General features: G+C 39.2%; 19 protein-coding genes. 5 read left to right on the top strand and 14 right to left on the bottom strand.

Going from position 1 to position 18,916, the window contains the following annotated elements; all coding sequences use genetic code 11:
* Positions 1-33: 33 nt before the first annotated feature.
* Positions 34-1,227 (top strand): nitrate/nitrite transporter, encoded by a 1,194-nt coding sequence (locus tag H5S41_RS05400; protein ID WP_153709552.1) that lies wholly within the window; start codon positions 34-36, stop codon positions 1,225-1,227.
* Between the two features lie 60 nt (positions 1,228-1,287).
* On the opposite strand, the gene H5S41_RS05395 is transcribed toward H5S41_RS05400, so the two are convergent.
* From H5S41_RS05395 to H5S41_RS05345, 11 genes are all read right to left on the bottom strand, one after another.
* The gene (locus tag H5S41_RS05395) at positions 1,288-2,193 is read right to left on the bottom strand and encodes a polyprenyl synthetase family protein (RefSeq protein WP_182602614.1); all 906 of its coding nucleotides are present in this window, start codon (positions 2,191-2,193) and stop codon (positions 1,288-1,290) included.
* Positions 2,194-2,197: 4 nt separating this feature from the next.
* A complete protein-coding gene (locus H5S41_RS05390; protein ID WP_182602613.1) occupies positions 2,198-3,166 on the bottom strand; it encodes a hypothetical protein in 969 nt (322 codons plus the stop codon).
* Position 3,167: 1 nt separating this feature from the next.
* The gene (locus H5S41_RS05385) at positions 3,168-3,440 is read right to left on the bottom strand and encodes a hypothetical protein (protein ID WP_182602612.1); all 273 of its coding nucleotides are present in this window, start codon (positions 3,438-3,440) and stop codon (positions 3,168-3,170) included.
* A gap of 94 nt (positions 3,441-3,534) precedes the next feature.
* Positions 3,535-4,188 carry a response regulator gene (locus H5S41_RS05380; protein WP_153709555.1) on the bottom strand — a complete coding sequence of 218 codons (654 nt, stop codon included), beginning with the start codon at positions 4,186-4,188 and terminating at the stop codon, positions 3,535-3,537.
* The gene (locus H5S41_RS05375) at positions 4,181-5,233 is read right to left on the bottom strand and encodes a sensor histidine kinase (RefSeq protein WP_182602611.1); all 1,053 of its coding nucleotides are present in this window, start codon (positions 5,231-5,233) and stop codon (positions 4,181-4,183) included. The genes H5S41_RS05380 and H5S41_RS05375 overlap by 8 nt, the downstream gene beginning before the upstream one ends.
* A 160-nt stretch (positions 5,234-5,393) precedes the next feature.
* A complete protein-coding gene (locus tag H5S41_RS05370; RefSeq protein ID WP_182602610.1) occupies positions 5,394-5,681 on the bottom strand; it encodes a hypothetical protein in 288 nt (95 codons plus the stop codon).
* Positions 5,671-6,243, bottom strand: coding sequence for an NTP transferase domain-containing protein (locus H5S41_RS05365; RefSeq protein ID WP_182602609.1), 573 nt, complete (start codon positions 6,241-6,243; stop codon positions 5,671-5,673). The genes H5S41_RS05370 and H5S41_RS05365 overlap by 11 nt, the downstream gene beginning before the upstream one ends.
* On the bottom strand, positions 6,243-6,731 hold the full coding sequence (mobB, locus tag H5S41_RS05360) for a molybdopterin-guanine dinucleotide biosynthesis protein B (protein ID WP_182602608.1): 489 nt from the start codon (positions 6,729-6,731) through the stop codon (positions 6,243-6,245). Before mobB ends, H5S41_RS05365 begins: the two co-directional genes overlap by 1 nt.
* Positions 6,710-7,927: a molybdopterin molybdotransferase MoeA gene (locus tag H5S41_RS05355; protein WP_182602607.1), complete on the bottom strand. Its 1,218-nt coding sequence runs from the start codon at positions 7,925-7,927 to the stop codon at positions 6,710-6,712. Before H5S41_RS05355 ends, mobB begins: the two co-directional genes overlap by 22 nt.
* A complete protein-coding gene (locus H5S41_RS05350; protein ID WP_182602606.1) occupies positions 7,917-8,414 on the bottom strand; it encodes a MogA/MoaB family molybdenum cofactor biosynthesis protein in 498 nt (165 codons plus the stop codon). The genes H5S41_RS05355 and H5S41_RS05350 overlap by 11 nt, the downstream gene beginning before the upstream one ends.
* Entirely contained in the window at positions 8,411-9,427 is a 1,017-nt protein-coding gene (locus H5S41_RS05345) for a HesA/MoeB/ThiF family protein (RefSeq protein ID WP_182602605.1), read from the bottom strand. Before H5S41_RS05345 ends, H5S41_RS05350 begins: the two co-directional genes overlap by 4 nt.
* A gap of 143 nt (positions 9,428-9,570) precedes the next feature.
* Here H5S41_RS05345 and H5S41_RS05340 point away from each other — a divergent pair, with 143 nt between their 5' ends.
* The 4 genes from H5S41_RS05340 to narI are packed head-to-tail and all read left to right on the top strand — an operon-like array spanning position 9,571 to position 16,041.
* A complete protein-coding gene (locus H5S41_RS05340) occupies positions 9,571-13,236 on the top strand; it encodes a nitrate reductase subunit alpha (RefSeq protein ID WP_182602604.1) in 3,666 nt (1,221 codons plus the stop codon).
* Positions 13,226-14,785, top strand: coding sequence for a nitrate reductase subunit beta (gene narH, locus H5S41_RS05335; RefSeq protein WP_182602603.1), 1,560 nt, complete (start codon positions 13,226-13,228; stop codon positions 14,783-14,785). Before H5S41_RS05340 ends, narH begins: the two co-directional genes overlap by 11 nt.
* Complete coding sequence (gene narJ, locus H5S41_RS05330) at positions 14,778-15,356, top strand: nitrate reductase molybdenum cofactor assembly chaperone (RefSeq protein ID WP_182602602.1); 579 nt, start codon at positions 14,778-14,780, stop codon at positions 15,354-15,356. Before narH ends, narJ begins: the two co-directional genes overlap by 8 nt.
* A complete protein-coding gene (narI, locus tag H5S41_RS05325; protein WP_182602601.1) occupies positions 15,349-16,041 on the top strand; it encodes a respiratory nitrate reductase subunit gamma in 693 nt (230 codons plus the stop codon). The genes narJ and narI overlap by 8 nt, the downstream gene beginning before the upstream one ends.
* 48 nt (positions 16,042-16,089) lie before the next feature.
* On the opposite strand, the gene H5S41_RS05320 is transcribed toward narI, so the two are convergent.
* From H5S41_RS05320 to H5S41_RS05310, 3 genes are all read right to left on the bottom strand, one after another.
* A complete protein-coding gene (locus H5S41_RS05320; protein ID WP_182602600.1) occupies positions 16,090-16,980 on the bottom strand; it encodes a DMT family transporter in 891 nt (296 codons plus the stop codon).
* A 109-nt stretch (positions 16,981-17,089) separates the two neighbouring features.
* The gene (locus tag H5S41_RS05315) at positions 17,090-17,737 is read right to left on the bottom strand and encodes a site-specific integrase (protein ID WP_153709567.1); all 648 of its coding nucleotides are present in this window, start codon (positions 17,735-17,737) and stop codon (positions 17,090-17,092) included.
* Between the two features lie 16 nt (positions 17,738-17,753).
* Complete coding sequence (locus H5S41_RS05310) at positions 17,754-18,608, bottom strand: patatin-like phospholipase family protein (protein ID WP_182602599.1); 855 nt, start codon at positions 18,606-18,608, stop codon at positions 17,754-17,756.
* Positions 18,609-18,916 lie beyond the last annotated feature (308 nt).

Genomic DNA, 18,916 nt, shown 5'->3' with positions numbered 1-18,916 from the left:
GGATAATTATTTTTTTCATAGGAGGACTTGATTATGTCGAGTGTTAAAGATGTTGCTCATGGTAGTAGGCGTAACGCATATACGGCGTTAATCCTTTCTACACTTGCAATGATTGTTTGTTTTATGTCGTGGTCAAACTTTGCCCCGCTTGCATCCCAAGTTGCTGAGATGTTTCATTTAGATGTATCTCAACGGACATTGCTATTGGCAACGCCTGTTCTCTTGGGTTCAATTATGCGAATTCCGGTGGGGATTTTAAGTGACCGTTATGGCGGGAAAAAGGTTTATTTAATTCTAATGGCTTTTATCTTGATTCCGTTGATTATGATTCCGCACGTTCATTCATTTGGAATGCTATTATTTGCAGCGTTACTTGTCGGGATGTCTGGAACATCATTTGCCGTTGGGGTATCTTATGCTTCGGTATGGTTTCCGCCAGAACAACAAGGATTAGCTCTGGGAATTGTTTCGATGGGGAACATGGGAAACGCAGTGGCTGCAATGACTTTACCATATATTTCGAAAGCTGCCGGTTTTGATAGTGTCTACTACTTCTTAATTCTTCTTACGGTTATCTTTGGTGTTCTTTTTGCCATTTTTTGTAAGGAAATGCCAGTGGATAAAAGTAAGACTATTAGCGGGGCATTATCAGTTGCCAAAGATAGTGGAACATGGTACCTTTCATTATTCTACTTCCTTACATTTGGTTTATTCGTTGCCTTCACAAACCTAACCCCAACATTCTTAACAGGGATGTTTCATTATACGCCGGTGACCGCCGGACTTTATTCGGCCCTGTTTGCTTTTGTTTGTACCCTGGTTCGGCCAGTAGGTGGCTACATGGCTGATAAAAAGCGGCCGATGACTTTGTTACAATGGGTCTTTATAGCAATTATTATCTTTGCAATTTGGATTATGCTTAGTTTCCATAACCAGTTCATGTTTATTGCCGGCATCGTATTAGTAGGTCTTTCAGCAGGGATTGGTAATGGTGTTGTCTTCAAAATGGTGCCTTACGTTTCAAAAGGTAATACCGGTGCAGTAACAGGATTTGTCGGTGCCGTTGGTGGATTGGGAGGATTCTTCCCACCGCTGATTATTGGTTACATCTATCAGTGGACTGGCAGTTATGAACTCGGAATTGCACTACTCGCATTGACTGGTATAATTTGCTGGTTTGCTTTATGGAAGCATTATATTCACGGCGATGTGCACATCGTTAAATAAGACTTGAATAAAAACACGACTAGGAAAAATTTCTTAGCCGTGTTTTTTGAGTTCTTATAGTTATTTATTCATCATATTAATTAAATTAAGCAGTGCTTCTTGCGAACGACCACGTGGAAGAACCTTAATATCAAGAATTAATTGGGAATAGATATCATTTGTTAGTTGTTTAACCTGACTGGACTGCTCAAGGGTCAACTGGTAGGCATCTTCAAACATTTTTGGCGAAGGCCGATGAGTTTGTGCAAAAAAGTTATCAAACCACTGCGGATCTTTTTGCCGTGCAAATAATAAGGCTAACGGATACTGTCCTGCAAGAATTGTCTTGTTAAAGAATTCCTTATCATGATTAAGCTGGTCCATTTCGTGCTTAATATAGCTGACGGTTCCGATTGCCTGTCCAATTTGGCTGGCAAGTGATACTATATCTGGACTAGCCTCGCTAAGGGTAGCGCTTTGTTTTGCGGTCATTGCCGTCAGGAGCCCGTTTCGTGCTTTTATATCAGCCAGATAATCGGCAACCTTGAATTGTTGATTGTAGTTAAACTGCAATCGTTGAATTTGAGCTAACATTATGTCACCAGCATCGGTCGTTAATTCATTAATAACCTGTGGCGGATTGCCAACTGTCTGTAACATATGAACATACCGGCTCATTAAATAGTTAGCAATATAAGAGGATGCTTTCTGAGCAGCTAGTTCAGCCGGCGTTAATTTGTCTGGTTGAAAGGATGGGGGATTGGAATCGAGCGCTAATGATATTAATTCCGGCAATTGGGCAGCGGTAATTTGGTCAATTGTGAGATCTTTAGGACTAAGATAACTAAAATATTCAAAAACTAGCAGCCTTAAATTGCGTTCGTTCTCCTCAACAGGTAAAGTAATCATTTCCTGAACCATTGGCGGAAATTGATTAATGATCGTTACTAAGGCATCTGTTAGCCGTTCATCAGGGGTTATATTCACAATATCAGTCCTTAAACTTATTTACTTCCGCGATAATTTGTTCGGCAACTGGGATGAAAATATCAGTAAGGTATTCATTGAAGTCGAATTTCTTAACCTGTTTTGCAGTAAGCTCTTGCGCACGATGAAAGGCATCATTTCGCATATTAACAATCAATGTTTCTCGCTGATGTTTGAGCCTTTTATGGAGCTTATCATTCTCGTTGCTCATGTAGAAGTAATAGTAAATTTCATAAAAGGTGTTATCAAGTACCCAAAAGAGTGTGCTTCGGCGAATATTGTCACTTAGCATTTCAGTAAAGGTATTCTTGCCTAATAATTCGTGATTGGCAAATGATCCCGCTGATAAAACGACTGCTTGGACTTCATGCATATCACTCATATAAGAACAGAACTGGTTAATTTCTGCTTCAGGAACGCTAAAGCCTAGTTTTTCTTCTCGTTCAGCTTCTGTCATTTTTGAAAAAGTAGTTAAGTATTCTTGCTTAACATTGCAACTGTCGGCAATAAGATCGTTTTCAATAGTAGTAAGAATTGTAAAGTTAGCCTGCATAAATTCTTTAATAACTTGCCAGACCTTTTCAATCTGCTGGTTAAAGTTAGAAAACAGTTCTTGAACAGTTCCCACTCTTTTTTTAATTACTTTCGCTTTGTCAGTATGAGGGGAGTATTGAATTATAAGCGGGAGTGATTCAGTGTGATCATGAAGGCCATGAATTGATCGTTGTTCGTTTTCAAACTCTTTTAGTTCATCTAAATCCACTAGTCCCAAAGGCATAACATTAATTTCGCTATTAGTTAACATCATTTGGAGGGCAAAAGGCGCTGTTGGTTCCTGATTTTCGGTCAATGATTTTAATGCATCGAATAACTTTTTACGGTTTTCTAAATCATTATCTGGATCAGCATAAAAGCCAGCTGTATAAATTGACTTATTTTCATAGTCCCGTTTCAATCTAGCTTGAATATCCATATTAAGGCTCCTTTGTGGCATGGTCTAAGAGTTCGGCCAGCTTATTGCGACCGTGTTCAGTTAAGACGGCATTTTTTAAATTCATTTCTGCCAACGTACTGCTAAATGTCTCATCAATAACTGCTCCAGAAATGTATTGGTGTTCGACGGCATCTTTTGCTGTAAGGAAAAGATTTGAAACCGGATTTACTTGGCGACTGTTAGTAAAGCGCTTTCGAGCGATGTCGCTAAGAAGTCCTCGTAGTTCATCATCGTGACTTAAGTTGGTGGCCATAAAAATATTCTCCTTCACGTAGTATTTTCTTTATTGTAAAAAAACTTTTCTATAAATAAAATCGGGGATTCCTCTTATTTCAGGATCCCCGTTATTAAAAGTCAATTAAATGGTGATGAATAGCATATTGGACTAAATCAACGCGGCTATGGAGGTGAAGTTTTCGCGAAATATTAGCTTTATGAGCCTCAACGGTTTTAGTTGAAATAAACATCTTTTCTGAAATTTCCTTATTTGAGTATCCCAGAGCAATTAAGGGAAATACTTCTTTTTCTCTTTTTGAGAGGCTATTGTATCCCTTTAAATTTAAGGTATTTCCTGAAGCATTAATTTCTTTAATATCCTTTTTACTGACAATAATATTAGCATCTAAATATTTTTCACCATTGATGACGTGCTGCAAAGCTTTAATAATTTCAGTATCAGGTGAGCTTTTGAGAATATACGCCATCGCACCGTTTGCCATCGCTTTATTAATATATTCCTGCTCTTCATGCATAGAAAGAATGATAATTCGGACTTTAGGAAATTTATCATGGATGCGGCGGGTTGTAATTAGGCCGTTTTCACCAGGAGGCATACTAAGATCCATGATTAGAACGTCAATTCCGCCTTGTTCAACACGGATGTATGTATCAGTACCGCTTGCCGTTCCATCAACAACGGTAAAATTAGATTGCAGGTCAACCAAATATGAAATTCCTGAGCGCACAATTGCATGATCGTCAGCCACTAAAACGTTATACATTTTCTTTCACCATATCCTTGCCTATGTTATTATAAGGAAATTTTACTGTAACAGCAGTTCCCTTATTAATTTTTGATTTAATCGTAAAAGCACCATTATACGCTTTAACACGTTCATTCATGTTCATCAATCCAAGCGAGTGGCCGTTGAATCCATTCTGCTGGTGAACGTCAAAGCCGTGTCCATTATCTAAGACTTCTAATTGAAGATAGTTATTATGATTGGTAATAATTATATTAATTTCTGTTGAATGGGCGTGTTTAATTGCATTGTTAATCGCTTCTTGCGTTATTCGGTAAAGAACGTTTTGGATACTAGTTGCTAATTTATCAGCAGCTGTTAATGCGATAACGTTGATCGTAATACCTGTACTTGCTTGTAGCCGTTGCGCTAAGCCCTTAATTGCCGCAACTAACCCAAAATTATCAAGAACGGAAGGGCGAATATCTAGTGCTAGTCCCTTAATTTCCTTAAGGGTGGCATATAATTGTTTCTCGATTGCTGTACTGATGTTTTGCACTTGTTGCCGATTGTCATTTGGAACAGACGCTAATCGTTGAATACCCATTATTGCTGCATAAATTCCCTGGGCAACACTATCATGAAGGTCTTGCGAGATTTTTTGTCTTTCTTTTTCATGCGCTTCAGCAACGTACTTATTGAGAAGCCGCTGTTCTTCAACCTGCGATAACCGTTGTTGCTGCTCACGATTTTCTAACGTGAGGGCATAAACGGATTCTTTTTCATCAAGAGGCCGGTAAATCATTGAAAAATGTAAAGGGTGGCCTGCTGATTGATGAAAAGTTAATGGAATGGTGGCACCTTTTAATCTTTTCTTTATTAAACAAGATGCACAGTCATCGTTGCTAAGCTGCGACCAAGCGTTTTTACCAAGCTGAAGGAGATAATTAGTGTCTAAGTTTAACACTGACACTAATCTTTGTGCTGGTTGATTGCTTACAAGGAGGTCATCATTTTTAAATAAAAAAATTGCATCTGGTGATTGATTAAAATACGTTTGTATCCAGTTAGCTATCTCAAGCATGATTAGTTGCCTCCCCAAGCAAATTTTCCAACACCTAATAAAATATTCCTATTTTATATAATAACGCTTTCCCTAAATTGTTGCAATGAAAGCGACCATATACAAAAAGAGATTGAGAAGTGCTCTCAACCTCTTAGTTAATAATAGCAGCACAGTAATCTTATTGGGGACGGCGTGGTAAGCCCATTGAAGGTCCTTGAAGATACTTAGTAGCATTAAAGTTAAATTGCGGATCTTGAAACTCACGGTAATGATCAAAGTCAGCTTGTACTTGTTGAATCTGATCATCTAATTGTTCTAGTTCAGCATCCTTTTCAAGTGAACTCATTTGCTGGCTTACTTCTTGTTCCCGATTTTCGAGCATCGTCCGTCTAATTGCTAAATCATTTAGGACGAGGGCGATTAGTTTTTGGAAATCTGGATTTGTCATTGTATCTTTATTTTTCATGTTGTTGATTGACCCCTTGATAATTTAGGTTAGAAAATTCCTTAGTTGATTTATAAATAAGTGGCTGGCAACCGCATATATCAGTGATAAAAGTGTGTAATCGCCAATTATCATTCCTTAGCCATTGTTTAACCTGGTAATTAGTAATTCTAAAATGAGCTAATGCATAGTGATTATGTTTACTGGTAGCAATATATGATTGAGGAGTGTGAGCCAAGCAATTAAGCGTTGCCCTTTTTATATAAGGATAATCGACTGCTACAGAAAGGTAATCCTGGCTATTAGAAAACTGAGCAGTAGCAGCAAAAATAGCGGAAAGGGGACCATGATGATCAAAAGGATGAACATCACAAATAACTTTTACAAGCGCGTCAGTACCAAGTAATTGCTTTATTTGTGCTTCGTTATGGCTATTCGCACATACCAGTACCCGACTACAAAATAGTTCCAACTTGGTAACAGCTAATTGAATGTTAGAAGCTGGCAATCCAGGAACCTGATAAGTTGCTTTATCCTGACCAAACCGCTTAGAGTTTCCTCCGGCATAAACTAATCCGATCATTATTTTGTCTCCTTAACCTGCTTTAAGTAATTAAAACACCAATCGATAATTTCATTTTGACCTACTAATTCCGCGTATTGATTATCAAAAAGCGTCCCGGTTTTGACGGGCTGGGTAGTCAAAATTTCATTAGGCTTTTCGTACGGCTTAAGTAGGAGAAGCCGGGGATACAGAATTGCTTCCTTATGCCCCTCAATTAAAACAAAGTCTGCAGTTCTGCCGAGAAAATCAACCATTGCTGGCAAGGAGGGAACATGACCTTCTTGATGAAAAAACAAGCCAGTCTCTGATTGGAGGATAACCTGTGATGCGCCAGCACTGCTCATTCGATCGCTATCGGTCCCAGGAATATCCATTGCGGCATGATGGGCATCGTGTTTAATTGCTGCCACACTATACCCAGCCAAGGTTAACTTTTTAATTAAAGAAGTAGTAATGAGTGTTTTCCCGCTTTTCTTATGACCGATTATTTGAAAGGTAATAGCCATGCATCTGTCTCCGTGCCGACTTTCATTGGCGTAGTGCTATGAGGGATTAGGGCTAAGCAGGTTGTTGTTTGCAGGTTTGCTAATGAACCAGAACGATTTATTCCGTTTGGGTAAACATAAAATTGATTGTTCTTGAATTCATAAGTACAACGAAGGTACCGGTCAAATCCATTAGTTTTATTATATGGGGCAGCTAAAATGGCCCGAACGTGTTTAATCCGGCTGGCCTGATGTTGATAACGACGGATTAACGGCTCCATATATAGGTAGAAACCGGTAAAACATGCACCGGGGTTACCAGATAAGGCCATTACTAATGTATTATTCTGAACAAAGGCGGTTGTCACACTTCCAGGCCGCTGCTTAATTTTATTAAATAGTAATTGATCTGCTTTTCGCGCCTCATCACCAATATAATCGAAATCACCCACCGAAACGCCGCCGTCAGTAATTACGATTTCATGAGTAGCCATTTGTTCTTCAAGAGTTTGTTTAATGAGGGCTGCATTATCTGGCAACTGGGTTTCAAAGTCAACAATGCCGCCAGTCTCTTCCACTAAATTTTTTAGCATGATTCCATTACTATTGAAGATTTTTCCAGGTTCAATCTGGTCATTGGCAGCAAGTAACTCAGTCCCCGTAGCGATAATTGCAATCCGCGGTTTCTTATAAACTTTAACTGCCTGCACGCCAAATGCAGTTAATACCGCAAGACCTCCCGGATTGATTTCTTGATTTTTAGGTAAGATAATATCCCCGTTTTTAACATCTGTTCCAGCTTCAGTAATATTACTTTTTTCTTCAGTAGTAATGATTTGCACCTTTGTCTGATCATCAGCGGGCCGCGTTTTTTCAATTCGGATTACTTTACCGGCGTCTTTGGGAACATATGCTCCGGTCATAATTCGGACGGCATCCCCAGAATGCAAAGGTGTATCCCATGTTGCCCCAGCTTGAATTTCTCCGCGAACAGTAAACTCACGAGGATAATCATGATCATCACTCGCTAAGATTGCATATCCATCCATACCGGCACGGCGAAAGTGGGGATAGTCATAAGGTGCATGAATATCTTCTGCTAAAATACGATGGTTTGCGGAGGTAAGAGCAACGACTTCTGTTTCAGTTTTTAACGGGATTGCATTGATTTTCTCCTGTGCATCAGCAACAGAAATAGGGGTTCTTCTAGTGAGCATGATGATGGACTTCCTTTCGTTGAGCGCTGCTTTCAAATAATAAATGGTCGTACTCGGGCAGAATTAATTTGTCTAATGCAGTGCGGCAAGCATTCTTAGACCCTGGTAAACAATAGGTAAGCTGATTGCGATAATTAAAACCAGCAAGGGCTTGCGATGCCAATGCCCGGGTCCCAATCTCTGCGAAGGAAATTTGGCGAAAGGCTTCACCAAATCCAGGGATGATTTTTGCAAGTAAGGGCCTAATAGCTGGAATTGTAACATCTCGTTGAGCAATCCCTGTTCCGCCATTAGTAATAATGATATCAGGACTTGCTTGCTCTAATTGAAGATAAGCCGTCTGGATATTAACGATATCATCATTAACAACAACGCGGGTTAATAACGATAAGCCATTATTTATCATTGTTTCTGCAATCAGCTTTCCCGAGGTATCATTATCCAGGGTTCGGCTATCGCTTACTGTTAAAATTGCAACTTTTTTCATTTTGCATCTTCTTTCATTAAAACATTTAGTGATTGTAATTGTTGCCGGGCAATAGTCAAATTTGGCAAGTTATACATTACAATCTTACCATTCTTAAAGAGACTAACTGGACGATCGTACCATTTAAAATGTAAAAACATTTGATTAGCACTTACTAACAGTCTCTTGCGCATTAATATTTCTTGAACCGCCTTAAAATTAACTGCTTCCTTTTTTACCGTATAAAAAGCATTCTCTCCACATAGCATATGTAATTCTTGTTCAGGCTCATTAAATTCAAAATTATAAGGGGGTGTACAAGTAGGGCATTGATGGTTCTTAGAAATTTTGAATTTAGTAAACTGCATTGACCAGTTATCAATAGTAATCAGCTCGTTAAAATTAACCTGGGTCTTATCAACAAGATAATGAAGTGCTAATGACACTTGTAAACCAGCTACAACCGGAATCAAGGCGGTATTTACCCCAATTAGGTCGCAATCATTTTGTTTTAATTCCTCAAGATTAGGAAAAAGACAATTTAAACAGGGATGAGCGGTCGGCGAAATCGCCATTACATTACCATATGTTCCAGCGCAACTAGCAAATAGATAATCAAACCGATTTGAAATTGCCAATTTATTCAAAAGGTCACGTGCTTGATAGTTATCTAAACAGTCAAGGCAAAGGTTAAATTGGTGTTCTTCAATAAGGTCGGCGGAAAGGGGCGCTGGAATCGCAATAACTTGACACTTAGAATTAATTTTCGATAGGTGTTCTTTTGCCACTTCAACTTTTAGCCGTTTTTGTTGTGCATCAGCTTCGGTAAAAAGTGATTGCCGTTGAAGATTAGTAATATCAACGGTATCAGGATCAACTAAAATGAGTTTTCTGATCCCAGCACGGACAAGCTGTTCAGCCGCATAACTTCCCAGTGCTCCAACACCAGCGATCATTATTGCAGACTGACTTATTTTTTGCTGACCAACATGGCCAATCTGGCGGACCCTTTCTTGACGATCATAACGGTTCATGTCTATTAGCACCTCATCTAGTAAAAAATATAGGTATTTCCCTAGTCGTAGTATAGCAGGAATGATGATAGTCTTTACATTAGGGAAAAGACTTACTTTGTTTTAATATTGGTAAGCCATCCAATAAAGGAGGTCAATCAACGATGAAATCACGGTTCTTTAATAAAGTTGATAAGTTTAATGGAACCTTTACACAACTTGAAGAAAATAATCGTCGTTGGGAAAAGCTTTACCGCCAGCGATGGGCACATGATAAAGTCGTACGAACAACTCATGGTGTTAACTGTACGGGTTCATGTTCATGGAATGTCTATGTTAAACAAGGAATCATTACTTGGGAACATCAGGCAACTGATTATCCGTCATGCGGACCAAATATTCCAGGATACGAACCACGGGGATGTCCACGGGGAGCAAGCTTTTCATGGTACGAATATAGTCCCGTGCGGATAAAATATCCTTATATCCGTGGTAAGCTATGGGAACTTTGGACAGCAGCGAAAAAAGAACACCAAAATCCATTGGAAGCCTGGGGAAGTATTGTTGAAGACCCGGAGAAGGCTAAAAAATATAAAAGTGTTCGTGGTCACGGCGGATTAATTCGGGTACACCGTTATGAAGCGTTAGAAATGATTGCCGCCGCGTGCTTATACACAATTAAAAAATATGGTCCCGATAGAATCGGTGGATTTACCCCAATCCCTGCAATGTCAATGATGAGTTTTAGTGCAGGTGCGCGTTTCATTGCACTGCTTGGTGGCGAACAAATGAGTTTCTATGATTGGTATGCCGACTTACCACCTGCATCCCCGCAAGTATGGGGTGAACAAACTGATGTCCCTGAATCCGCTGAATGGTATAACAGTTCTTACATTATAATGTGGGGCTCAAATGTACCCCTAACCCGGACACCAGACGCTCACTTTATGACAGAAGCCCGGTATAAGGGAGCTAAGATCGTTGCAGTTAGTCCTGACTATGCTGAAAATGTAAAATTTGCCGATGATTGGTTAGCGCCACATCCTGGTAGTGATTCAGCAGTTGCTCAAGCGATGACTTATGTAATCTTAGATGAGTTTTATCAGAAACATCCGGTTAAACGGTTTATAGATTATTCAAAACGCTTTACAGACCTTCCATTCTTAGTTGAGTTAGAGGAAAGTACAGCCAATGCAGGCCATTATACCGCTGGTCGCTTTGTTCGAATTAATGACCTAGTTGAAGATGATACAATTGTTAATCCAGCATGGAAGACGGTTGTTTACGATCGAAATAACCAGCGGATTGTTGTTCCAAACGGGACGATGGGCCAGGAATATGACAAACAGGAAAAATGGAATCTAGACCTTGTCGACCAAGACGGCAATAAGATTGATCCAGCACTTTCAATTAATGAACAAGCAGGTGAAACAGAACAAGTTGTTGCCGACTTCCCTGCATTCAGTAATAAAGGAAATAGCGTTGTTCAACGTCATTTGCCAGTGAAGAAGATTAAATTTACCGATGGACAGGAGCACTTAGTCACTAATGTTTATGACTTAATGATGGCTCAAATGGGAATTAACAGAACCGGTAATGACGATTTAGCTGCGAAGGATGCCATGGATGCTAATAGTTACTTCACGCCAGCCTGGCAGGAAAGCCGTTCGGGAGTGAAAGCAAAACAAGTTATCCAAATTGCGCGTGAATTTGCGCAAAATGCAGCAGAGAATGAAGGACGCAGTATGGTTATCATGGGCGGAGGCGTTAACCACTGGTTTAATGCTGACATGAACTATCGAAACATTATTAATATGTTAATGCTTTGTGGTTGTGTCGGAATGACTGGTGGTGGATGGGCTCACTATGTTGGTCAAGAGAAACTTCGACCACAAGAAGGCTGGGCTAATATAACCTTTGCTAACGACTGGGAAAAAGGCGGTGCCCGGCAAATGCAGGGAACTACTTGGTACTACTTTGCTACTGACCAGTGGCGTTACGAAGAAATTGATAATCAAGCACAAAAATCGCCTGTATGGAAGAGTAAGCATTCTTACATGCATAATGCCGATTACAATCAGATGGCAATTCGGTTGGGCTGGTTACCTTCTTATCCACAGTTTAACCGTAACCCGCTCTCCTTTGCGAAGGATTACAACACAACGGATATCAACGAGATTTCAAAGAAGGTCGTTGAAGAACTAAAGAAGGGTTCGCTTCATTTTGCTGCAGAAGATCCTGATGCAAAAGAAAATCAACCTAAAGCTTTCTTCTTATGGCGTTCAAACCTCTTTGCCTCTTCTGGAAAGGGCTCCGAATACTTTATGAAGCACTTGCTCGGGGCAGAAAATGGGTTGCTGGCTAGACCTAATGATCGTGTTAAACCGCAAGATATGGTTTGGCATGATAAAGCTGCTGTTGGAAAGTTAGACCTTGTCGTTGATATGGATTTCCGGATGGTTTCGACACCAATGTATTCAGATGTTGTATTACCAGCCGCAACATGGTATGAGAAGAAGGATCTTTCATCAACCGATATGCACCCATATATTCACCCGTTTAATGCTGCTGTTAGTCCAATGTGGGAATCAAAGTCTGATTGGCAACAATTCAAGCTTCTTGCTAAGGCGGTTGCTGAAATGGCAAAGAAATATATGCCAGGTACTCATTATGACCTAAAGAGCGCACCGCTTGGTCACGATACGCCGGGTGAGATTGCCCAGCCATATGGTGAAATCAAGGATTGGAAGAAAGGCGAAACAGAGCCAATTCCTGGAAAGACAATGCCATCCCTTAAGCTTATCCCACGGGACTACACCACAATTTATGATAAATTCATTACACTTGGTCCTAATATTGTTAATAATTATCCTTACGATGTCAAAGATCAGTATGAATACTTAAAGGGGATGAATGGGGTAGCAAGCGACGGAATTGGTGCAGGCTGTCCATTGCTTGATGAAGATGAGAAAGTCTGTGATGCTATTTTGCGGATGTCGACTGCTTCAAATGGAAAACTTGCCGATCTCGCTTGGCAAAAGAAGCAGGCTAGAACCGGTGAAAAATTAACGGATATCGGCCGAGGCCATGCTGATGATTCAATGTCATTTAAGCAAATTACCGCGCAACCGCAAGAAGCATATCCAACCCCGCTTGGCACTTCTGCTAAGCATGGTGGTGCAAGGTATACCCCATTCTCCTTAATGACCGAACGAAATGTGCCAACAAGAACCTTGACTGGTCGGCAACATTACTACATCGATCATGAGATTTTCCGTGAATTTGGTGAAGGATTAGCAACCTATAAGCCTTCCTTGCCACCAATAGTTATGGCTCCCGGGGATGTTGATGTTTCACCGGCGGAAGATGAAATAACGCTTAAATATATGACGCCTCATGGTAAATGGAACATCCATACTATGTACTATGATAACCTCGAAATGCTAACCTTATTCCGTGGTGGGCCAACAATCTGGCTTAGTCCAGTAGATGCTGAAAAAATTAAAGTAAAAGATAATGACTGGATTGAAGTTTATAACCGAAACGGGGTTGTTACCGCGCGGGCTGTCGTATCTGTAAGAATGCCAGAAGGTTCAATGTATATGTACCATGCTCAAGATAGCGAAATCTATGAGCCGCTTTCATCGATTACGGGTAACCGTGGTGGATCGCATAATGCACCAACACAAATTCATGTTAAACCGACGCACATGGTTGGCGGATATGGTCAGCTGAGTTATGGTTGGAATTATTACGGCCCAACAGGAAATCAACGGGACCTTTATGCAAATGTAAGAAAACTTAAGAAGGTGAACTGGAGTGAAGATTAAAGCACAAATCAGTATGGTCTTAAACCTCGATAAGTGTATTGGTTGTCATACCTGTTCAGTAACTTGTAAAAACACTTGGACTAATCGACCCGGTGCCGAATATATGTGGTTTAATAATGTTGAAACTAAACCGGGTGTCGGTTATCCGAAACGCTGGGAAGATGAAGATCAATACCATGGTGGTTGGACACTTGATTCAAAAGGTAAACTTAAATTACGTGCAGGAAGTAAACTAAACAAAATTGCTCTTGGTAAGATTTTTTATAATAATGATATGCCAGAGCTGGATAATTATTATGAGCCTTGGACTTACGACTATAAGACCCTATTTGGTCCTGAAAGAAAGCATCAACCCGTCGCCCGGCCTAAATCACAGATTACTGGTGAAGGAATGGAACTGACAACTGGTCCAAACTGGGATGATGATTTAGCTGGCTCAACTGAATATGTAGCACAAGACCCTAATATGCAAAAAATCGAAGGAGACATTAAAAACAACTTTGAACAGGCATTCATGATGTACCTTCCTCGCTTATGTGAGCATTGTTTAAATGCACCGTGTGTAGCTTCCTGTCCATCGGGTGCGATGTATAAACGGGACGAAGATGGGATTGTTTTAGTTGATCAAGAAAGATGTCGTGGCTGGCGATTCTGTATGACTGGTTGTCCTTATAAAAAAGTTTACTTTAACTGGAAAACTCATAAGGCCGAAAAATGTACTTTCTGTTATCCCCGAATTGAAGAAGGGCAACCCACTGTCTGCGCTGAAACTTGTGTTGGACGGATTCGGTACATTGGCGCTATTCTATATGATGCTGATCGAGTTGAAGAGGCCGCTTCGACACTTGATGAAAGTAAGCTGTATGAAGCACAACTTGGACTATTTTTAGACCCTAATGACCCTGAAATAGTTAAGCAAGCTCGTCAAGATGGCATTTCCGAAGAGATGATTGAAGCAGCTCAAAAATCACCAATCTATAAGATGGCGGTAAAAGAAAAGATTGCTTTTCCTCTTCATCCCGAATATCGAACAATGCCGATGGTGTGGTATATTCCACCGCTATCTCCAGTTATGAGTTACTTTGAAGGTCGTGATTCTATTAAGAATCCTGAAATGATCTTCCCTGGTATTGACCAAATGCGGGTACCGGTTCAATACTTAGCAAGCCTTTTAACAGCTGGCAATGTACCGGTTATTAAGCAAGCATTATATAAGTTAGCAATGATGAGACTATATATGCGGGCGAAGACTAGTGGTCATGACTTTGATTTAAGCAAGTTAGAGCGAGTCAGGTTAACAGAAGCACGGGCAACTTCACTCTACCGTTTATTAGCCATTGCTAAGTATGAAGACCGCTTTGTAATTCCAAGCAGTAAAAAGGCAGAACTAGATGATGCACAAACCGAACAAGGAAGTTTAGGTTATGATGAATGTGAAGGGTGTGCATTAGCTCCGCAGCACAAGAGTATGTTTAAAAAAGCAGAAGCTGGAAAATCGACTAATCAGATTTATGCCGATAGCTTTTACGGAGGGATTTGGCGTGATTGATTTTAAACGACTAACCGAATTAAAGGATACTTTTGCAATTCTCTCACGATTGATTGATTATCCTGTTACTGATACTTTTTCATCAGAGTTTCGGCAACTTTTACTAAACGATAGTGCTTTGTCCACAGCAACGCGTGGCGAACTCTTAAGTTTATTTGACGAGCTGGGGAGTATGCCGTCAATTGAATTGCAGGAGATGTATGCTCATCTTTTTGAGATGAATCGGCGTTATACCCTTTACATGTCATACTATAAAATGACAGATTCACGTGAACGGGGGACAATTCTAGCACGACTAAAAATGCTTTATGAAATGTTTGGCGTATCAGAGGCAACAAGCGAGCTTTCTGACTACCTACCTCTTTTATTGGAATTTTTAGCATATGGCGACTACACTAATGATCCGCGGCGACAGGATATTCAATTAGCGTTAAGCATTATCGAAGATGGAACATATACATTGTTAAAGAATGCGGTATCTGATAGTGATAATCCATATATTCAGCTAATTAGACTCACACGTTCGCTAATCGGTTCATGTATTAAAATGGAGGTGCAAGAAGATGCATAGTGATGGTTGGTCGATTTTTCTATGGGTAATCTACCCGTATATAATGTTGGCGTCATTTTTCATCGGAACTTTTGTAAGATTTAAATACTTCCACTTTTCAATAACTGCTAAATCTAGTGAACTTTTTGAAAAGAAATGGTTAATGATAGGAAGCGTTACTTTCCACATTGGAATTATCTTAGCTTTCTTTGGGCATTGTTTAGGGATGTTTATTCCTGCCAGCTGGACCGCATATTTTGGAATAACGGAACACATGTACCACCTTTTTGGTTCGCTAATGATGGGGATTCCTGCTGGGCTTTTAGCATTTATTGGAATTGCTATTTTAACTTATCGACGCATGACAATTTCACGGGTTTATAAGACAAGTGATATTAATGATATAATCGTTGACTGGGCATTGTTAGTTACAATTGCTTTAGGACTTACATGTACCATTACTGGCGCATTTATTGACTACAATTACCGAACAACAATTAGCCCATGGGTAAGAAGCCTATTTGTTCTAAATCCACAGTGGCAATTAATGATGTCAGTTCCGCTAATTTACAAGATTCATATTTTATGTGGTCTTGCAATTTTTGGGTATTTCCCATATACACGATTGGTTCATGCTCTAACTTTACCATGGCAATACATTTTCCGTCGTTACATTGTTTATCGTCGACGAGTAAAAGCATATTAAAACATAAGAAGATCCAGATATCCGAATTATTTCGCATACCTGGATCTTTTAATATGTTTTTGTCTTTGTAAAAGTGACAATTGTACTTGCTGATATTACAAGGATAGCTCCTAATATTAAAGAAGGAGTTACTTGAACGGGGAAGAAAAAGGAAGAATAAATAATAACAATCACTGGTCCGAGTGCTCGCACAATATTTGCTTTACCAGCCGTAATAAATCTTAGACTCGTATAGAAGAGGAGCAGGGACAGGAATCCATTGAAGAATGCACCGCCAAAATTAAAAGCGATTGCTTGACCAGAAAGATTATTAAATGTAGTCCTTGTTATGAGTGCATAGCAGAAAAGCAACAGTGCTGAAGTAAGGTGATTGTAAAAAAGAACATTACTAGGCTCAGCATCACTAACCAAGTATTTAGCAACAATATTATTAGCCGCATACATTAGCGGGTAGATGAATGCACAAACCAGGCCAAGAATATTATCACTAAATTGGAGTCGGCTACCGGAGATAAAAAAGGACCCTAAAATACAGAGAATAATTGCTAGACAATCCCACTTTGTAATTCTTTCTTTTAAGAAGATGTAAGATAAAAAGAAAACATAAACAAGATACATCCGCGCAATAAGGGTAACGGTAATTGGACTCAGAGTGGATAATGCAATATATTGAAGAATAATACCGATTGCATTTGTTCCACCTAAAATCCATAACCAGGGACTCTTTAGATTACCCAGCGAAACATGCTGACGGGTAATAATGAGGGTTGCAAAAACAAAAATCGCAGCAAACATACTAGTAAAAATACCGCCAACAACCGGACTTAAAGCAACAAGCGAAAACTTATTGAGAACCGGACTGATACTACTGAATAGGAGAGAGATTAAGTTTAATTCGATTCCCCAGAGTTGCTTTTTTGGAACATTTTTTACATTCATTTAGACACATCCAATACTTGATAATGGTTTAATCATAACGAATTATAATATTAAATCCATTAGGAAAAGTGACTAAATATTTTAGTTTACATAATATTTGAAATAGTTATTATTCAAATTTGAAATTTTGAACAACCTTATCAAGGTCTTCTTGTTCGATTCCAAGATAGTGCCGAGTATTACGTTCAGATGAGTGGTTAAATAATTGAGAAATAATTTCAACATTAACCCCTTTTTTATATAATTGGCGTCCGAATGTTTTCCGGAAAGAGTGTGTGCCAATTTTTGATATTATTTTATCATTACCAGTTTTTCGCGCCATTCGTTGCAACATTTCGTAAAAACCGTGAACTGAGAAATGACCATCTTGTTTTCCAGGAAAGAGGTAGTCATTTTCATCGTGGTATTCAAGATCATTAAGATAATCAATAATTTCAGCTAAACAATTATTCCAAAAGAGGGTTTTTGCTTTTCCTGTTTTTTGCTCAATAACCCGTGTTTTGGTTTTATTAAGGACGTGCCCAACTCTTAGTGTGACAACATCAGAGGCTCGTAAGCCATTATTCAGAGCAATGGCGATTAATAGTAAGTTACGATTAACCAATTCAGGGCGGGAGGATAATTTGATTGTTTCTCTTAACTGATCGTATTCTTCAAGTGTTAAAAATTTAACGTTTTCTACCCAGATTTTACGTTTTCCTTTAATTTGACCGTTAGTTTTATTTTTGGGGATATAAATCCGCTTTTTAGTTGACATAATATTTTTTCCTTTGTTAATTTGTCAGGTACTCAACCAATGATGGTATTATTTCTTCTCCTTCTTTACGACCAGTTTCGTATAATGCCCGAATTTTCTTAACATTTCCTTCAATTCGTTTAATTTTAATTGGCTTAGAAGGGGCAATGTTAAATAATTTTCCTTCATTAACTAACCGGTCTATTTCGGCAATTTGCTGATTATAAAGGAGTGGCCGGTTAATACCAGCTTTCGCAAAAGCGGGATAGTCTTTATAAACCATGTCATATAACTTCTTTACCGCTGAGCTAGAAGGTTTCTTGCGATATTTAACATCTCTTGTACGGACGACGACTATTTTGTCATAGCCCTGTTGTTGAGCAATATCAAAGGGAATAGAGTCTGTAATTCCGCCATCAAGGCAAGGTCCCTTTGATGTTTCTTGAGGATCTGAAAGAAATGGCATTGATGATGAAGCCTTTAGTGCGCTTGTAAGCTCGTCACCTACTGGGTCGGTAAATAGAACCGTCTTCCCAGTTTTAACTGAAGTAGCAACAGCTGTAAAATGCGATGCTGATCTACGATATGCAGCCTCATTAAAGTTTTGCCAGGAATATCCATGATCTTCAAATAGGTAATCAAGGTTAATTATCTGTTTCTTAAATACGCGGGTCATAGAAATATATTTACGGTCATGACGGTGATTAATGTTAATATTTGCTGCTCGACCATATTGTTTGGATACAAAGTTAACCCCACAAAGGGAACCTGCTGAAACACCAATTACACTACGGAATTCAATATGGTGGGCAAGAAAGGTGTCAACAATCCCGGCAGTATATTGTCCCCGGAATGCGCCACCTTCTAAAACCAATGCTGCGTTATATAACATAAGATGAAAATTCTCCTTTTTTCTCAAAAAATAGGTTGATTTTAAGTGAGACACTTTTTAAATAAAATTATACAACAGTCTTACATGAAAATATAGCTTTTTAAAAGCCTATTATAGCAGCCTTTCTAGAGCATTAAAGTAAGACTCTTTTATCAAAAGAGTCTTACTTATTTAAAAATAAACTTAAAATAGGGCTAAAAAGCAAAATTCCCTCTGAGACGAAATGAACTTTAATCTGATGGGTAGTAGTTCATTATGATTCGTCTCAGAAGGAAATGGAAAACAAATATAAAATGAGGCTTTAAATA

It is taken from the genome of Limosilactobacillus albertensis (genome assembly GCF_014145555.1).
Classification (GTDB): domain Bacteria; phylum Bacillota; class Bacilli; order Lactobacillales; family Lactobacillaceae; genus Limosilactobacillus; species Limosilactobacillus albertensis.
Note: the sequence above shows the minus strand (reverse complement) of the source record. Positions and strands in the feature narration are given on the sequence as shown.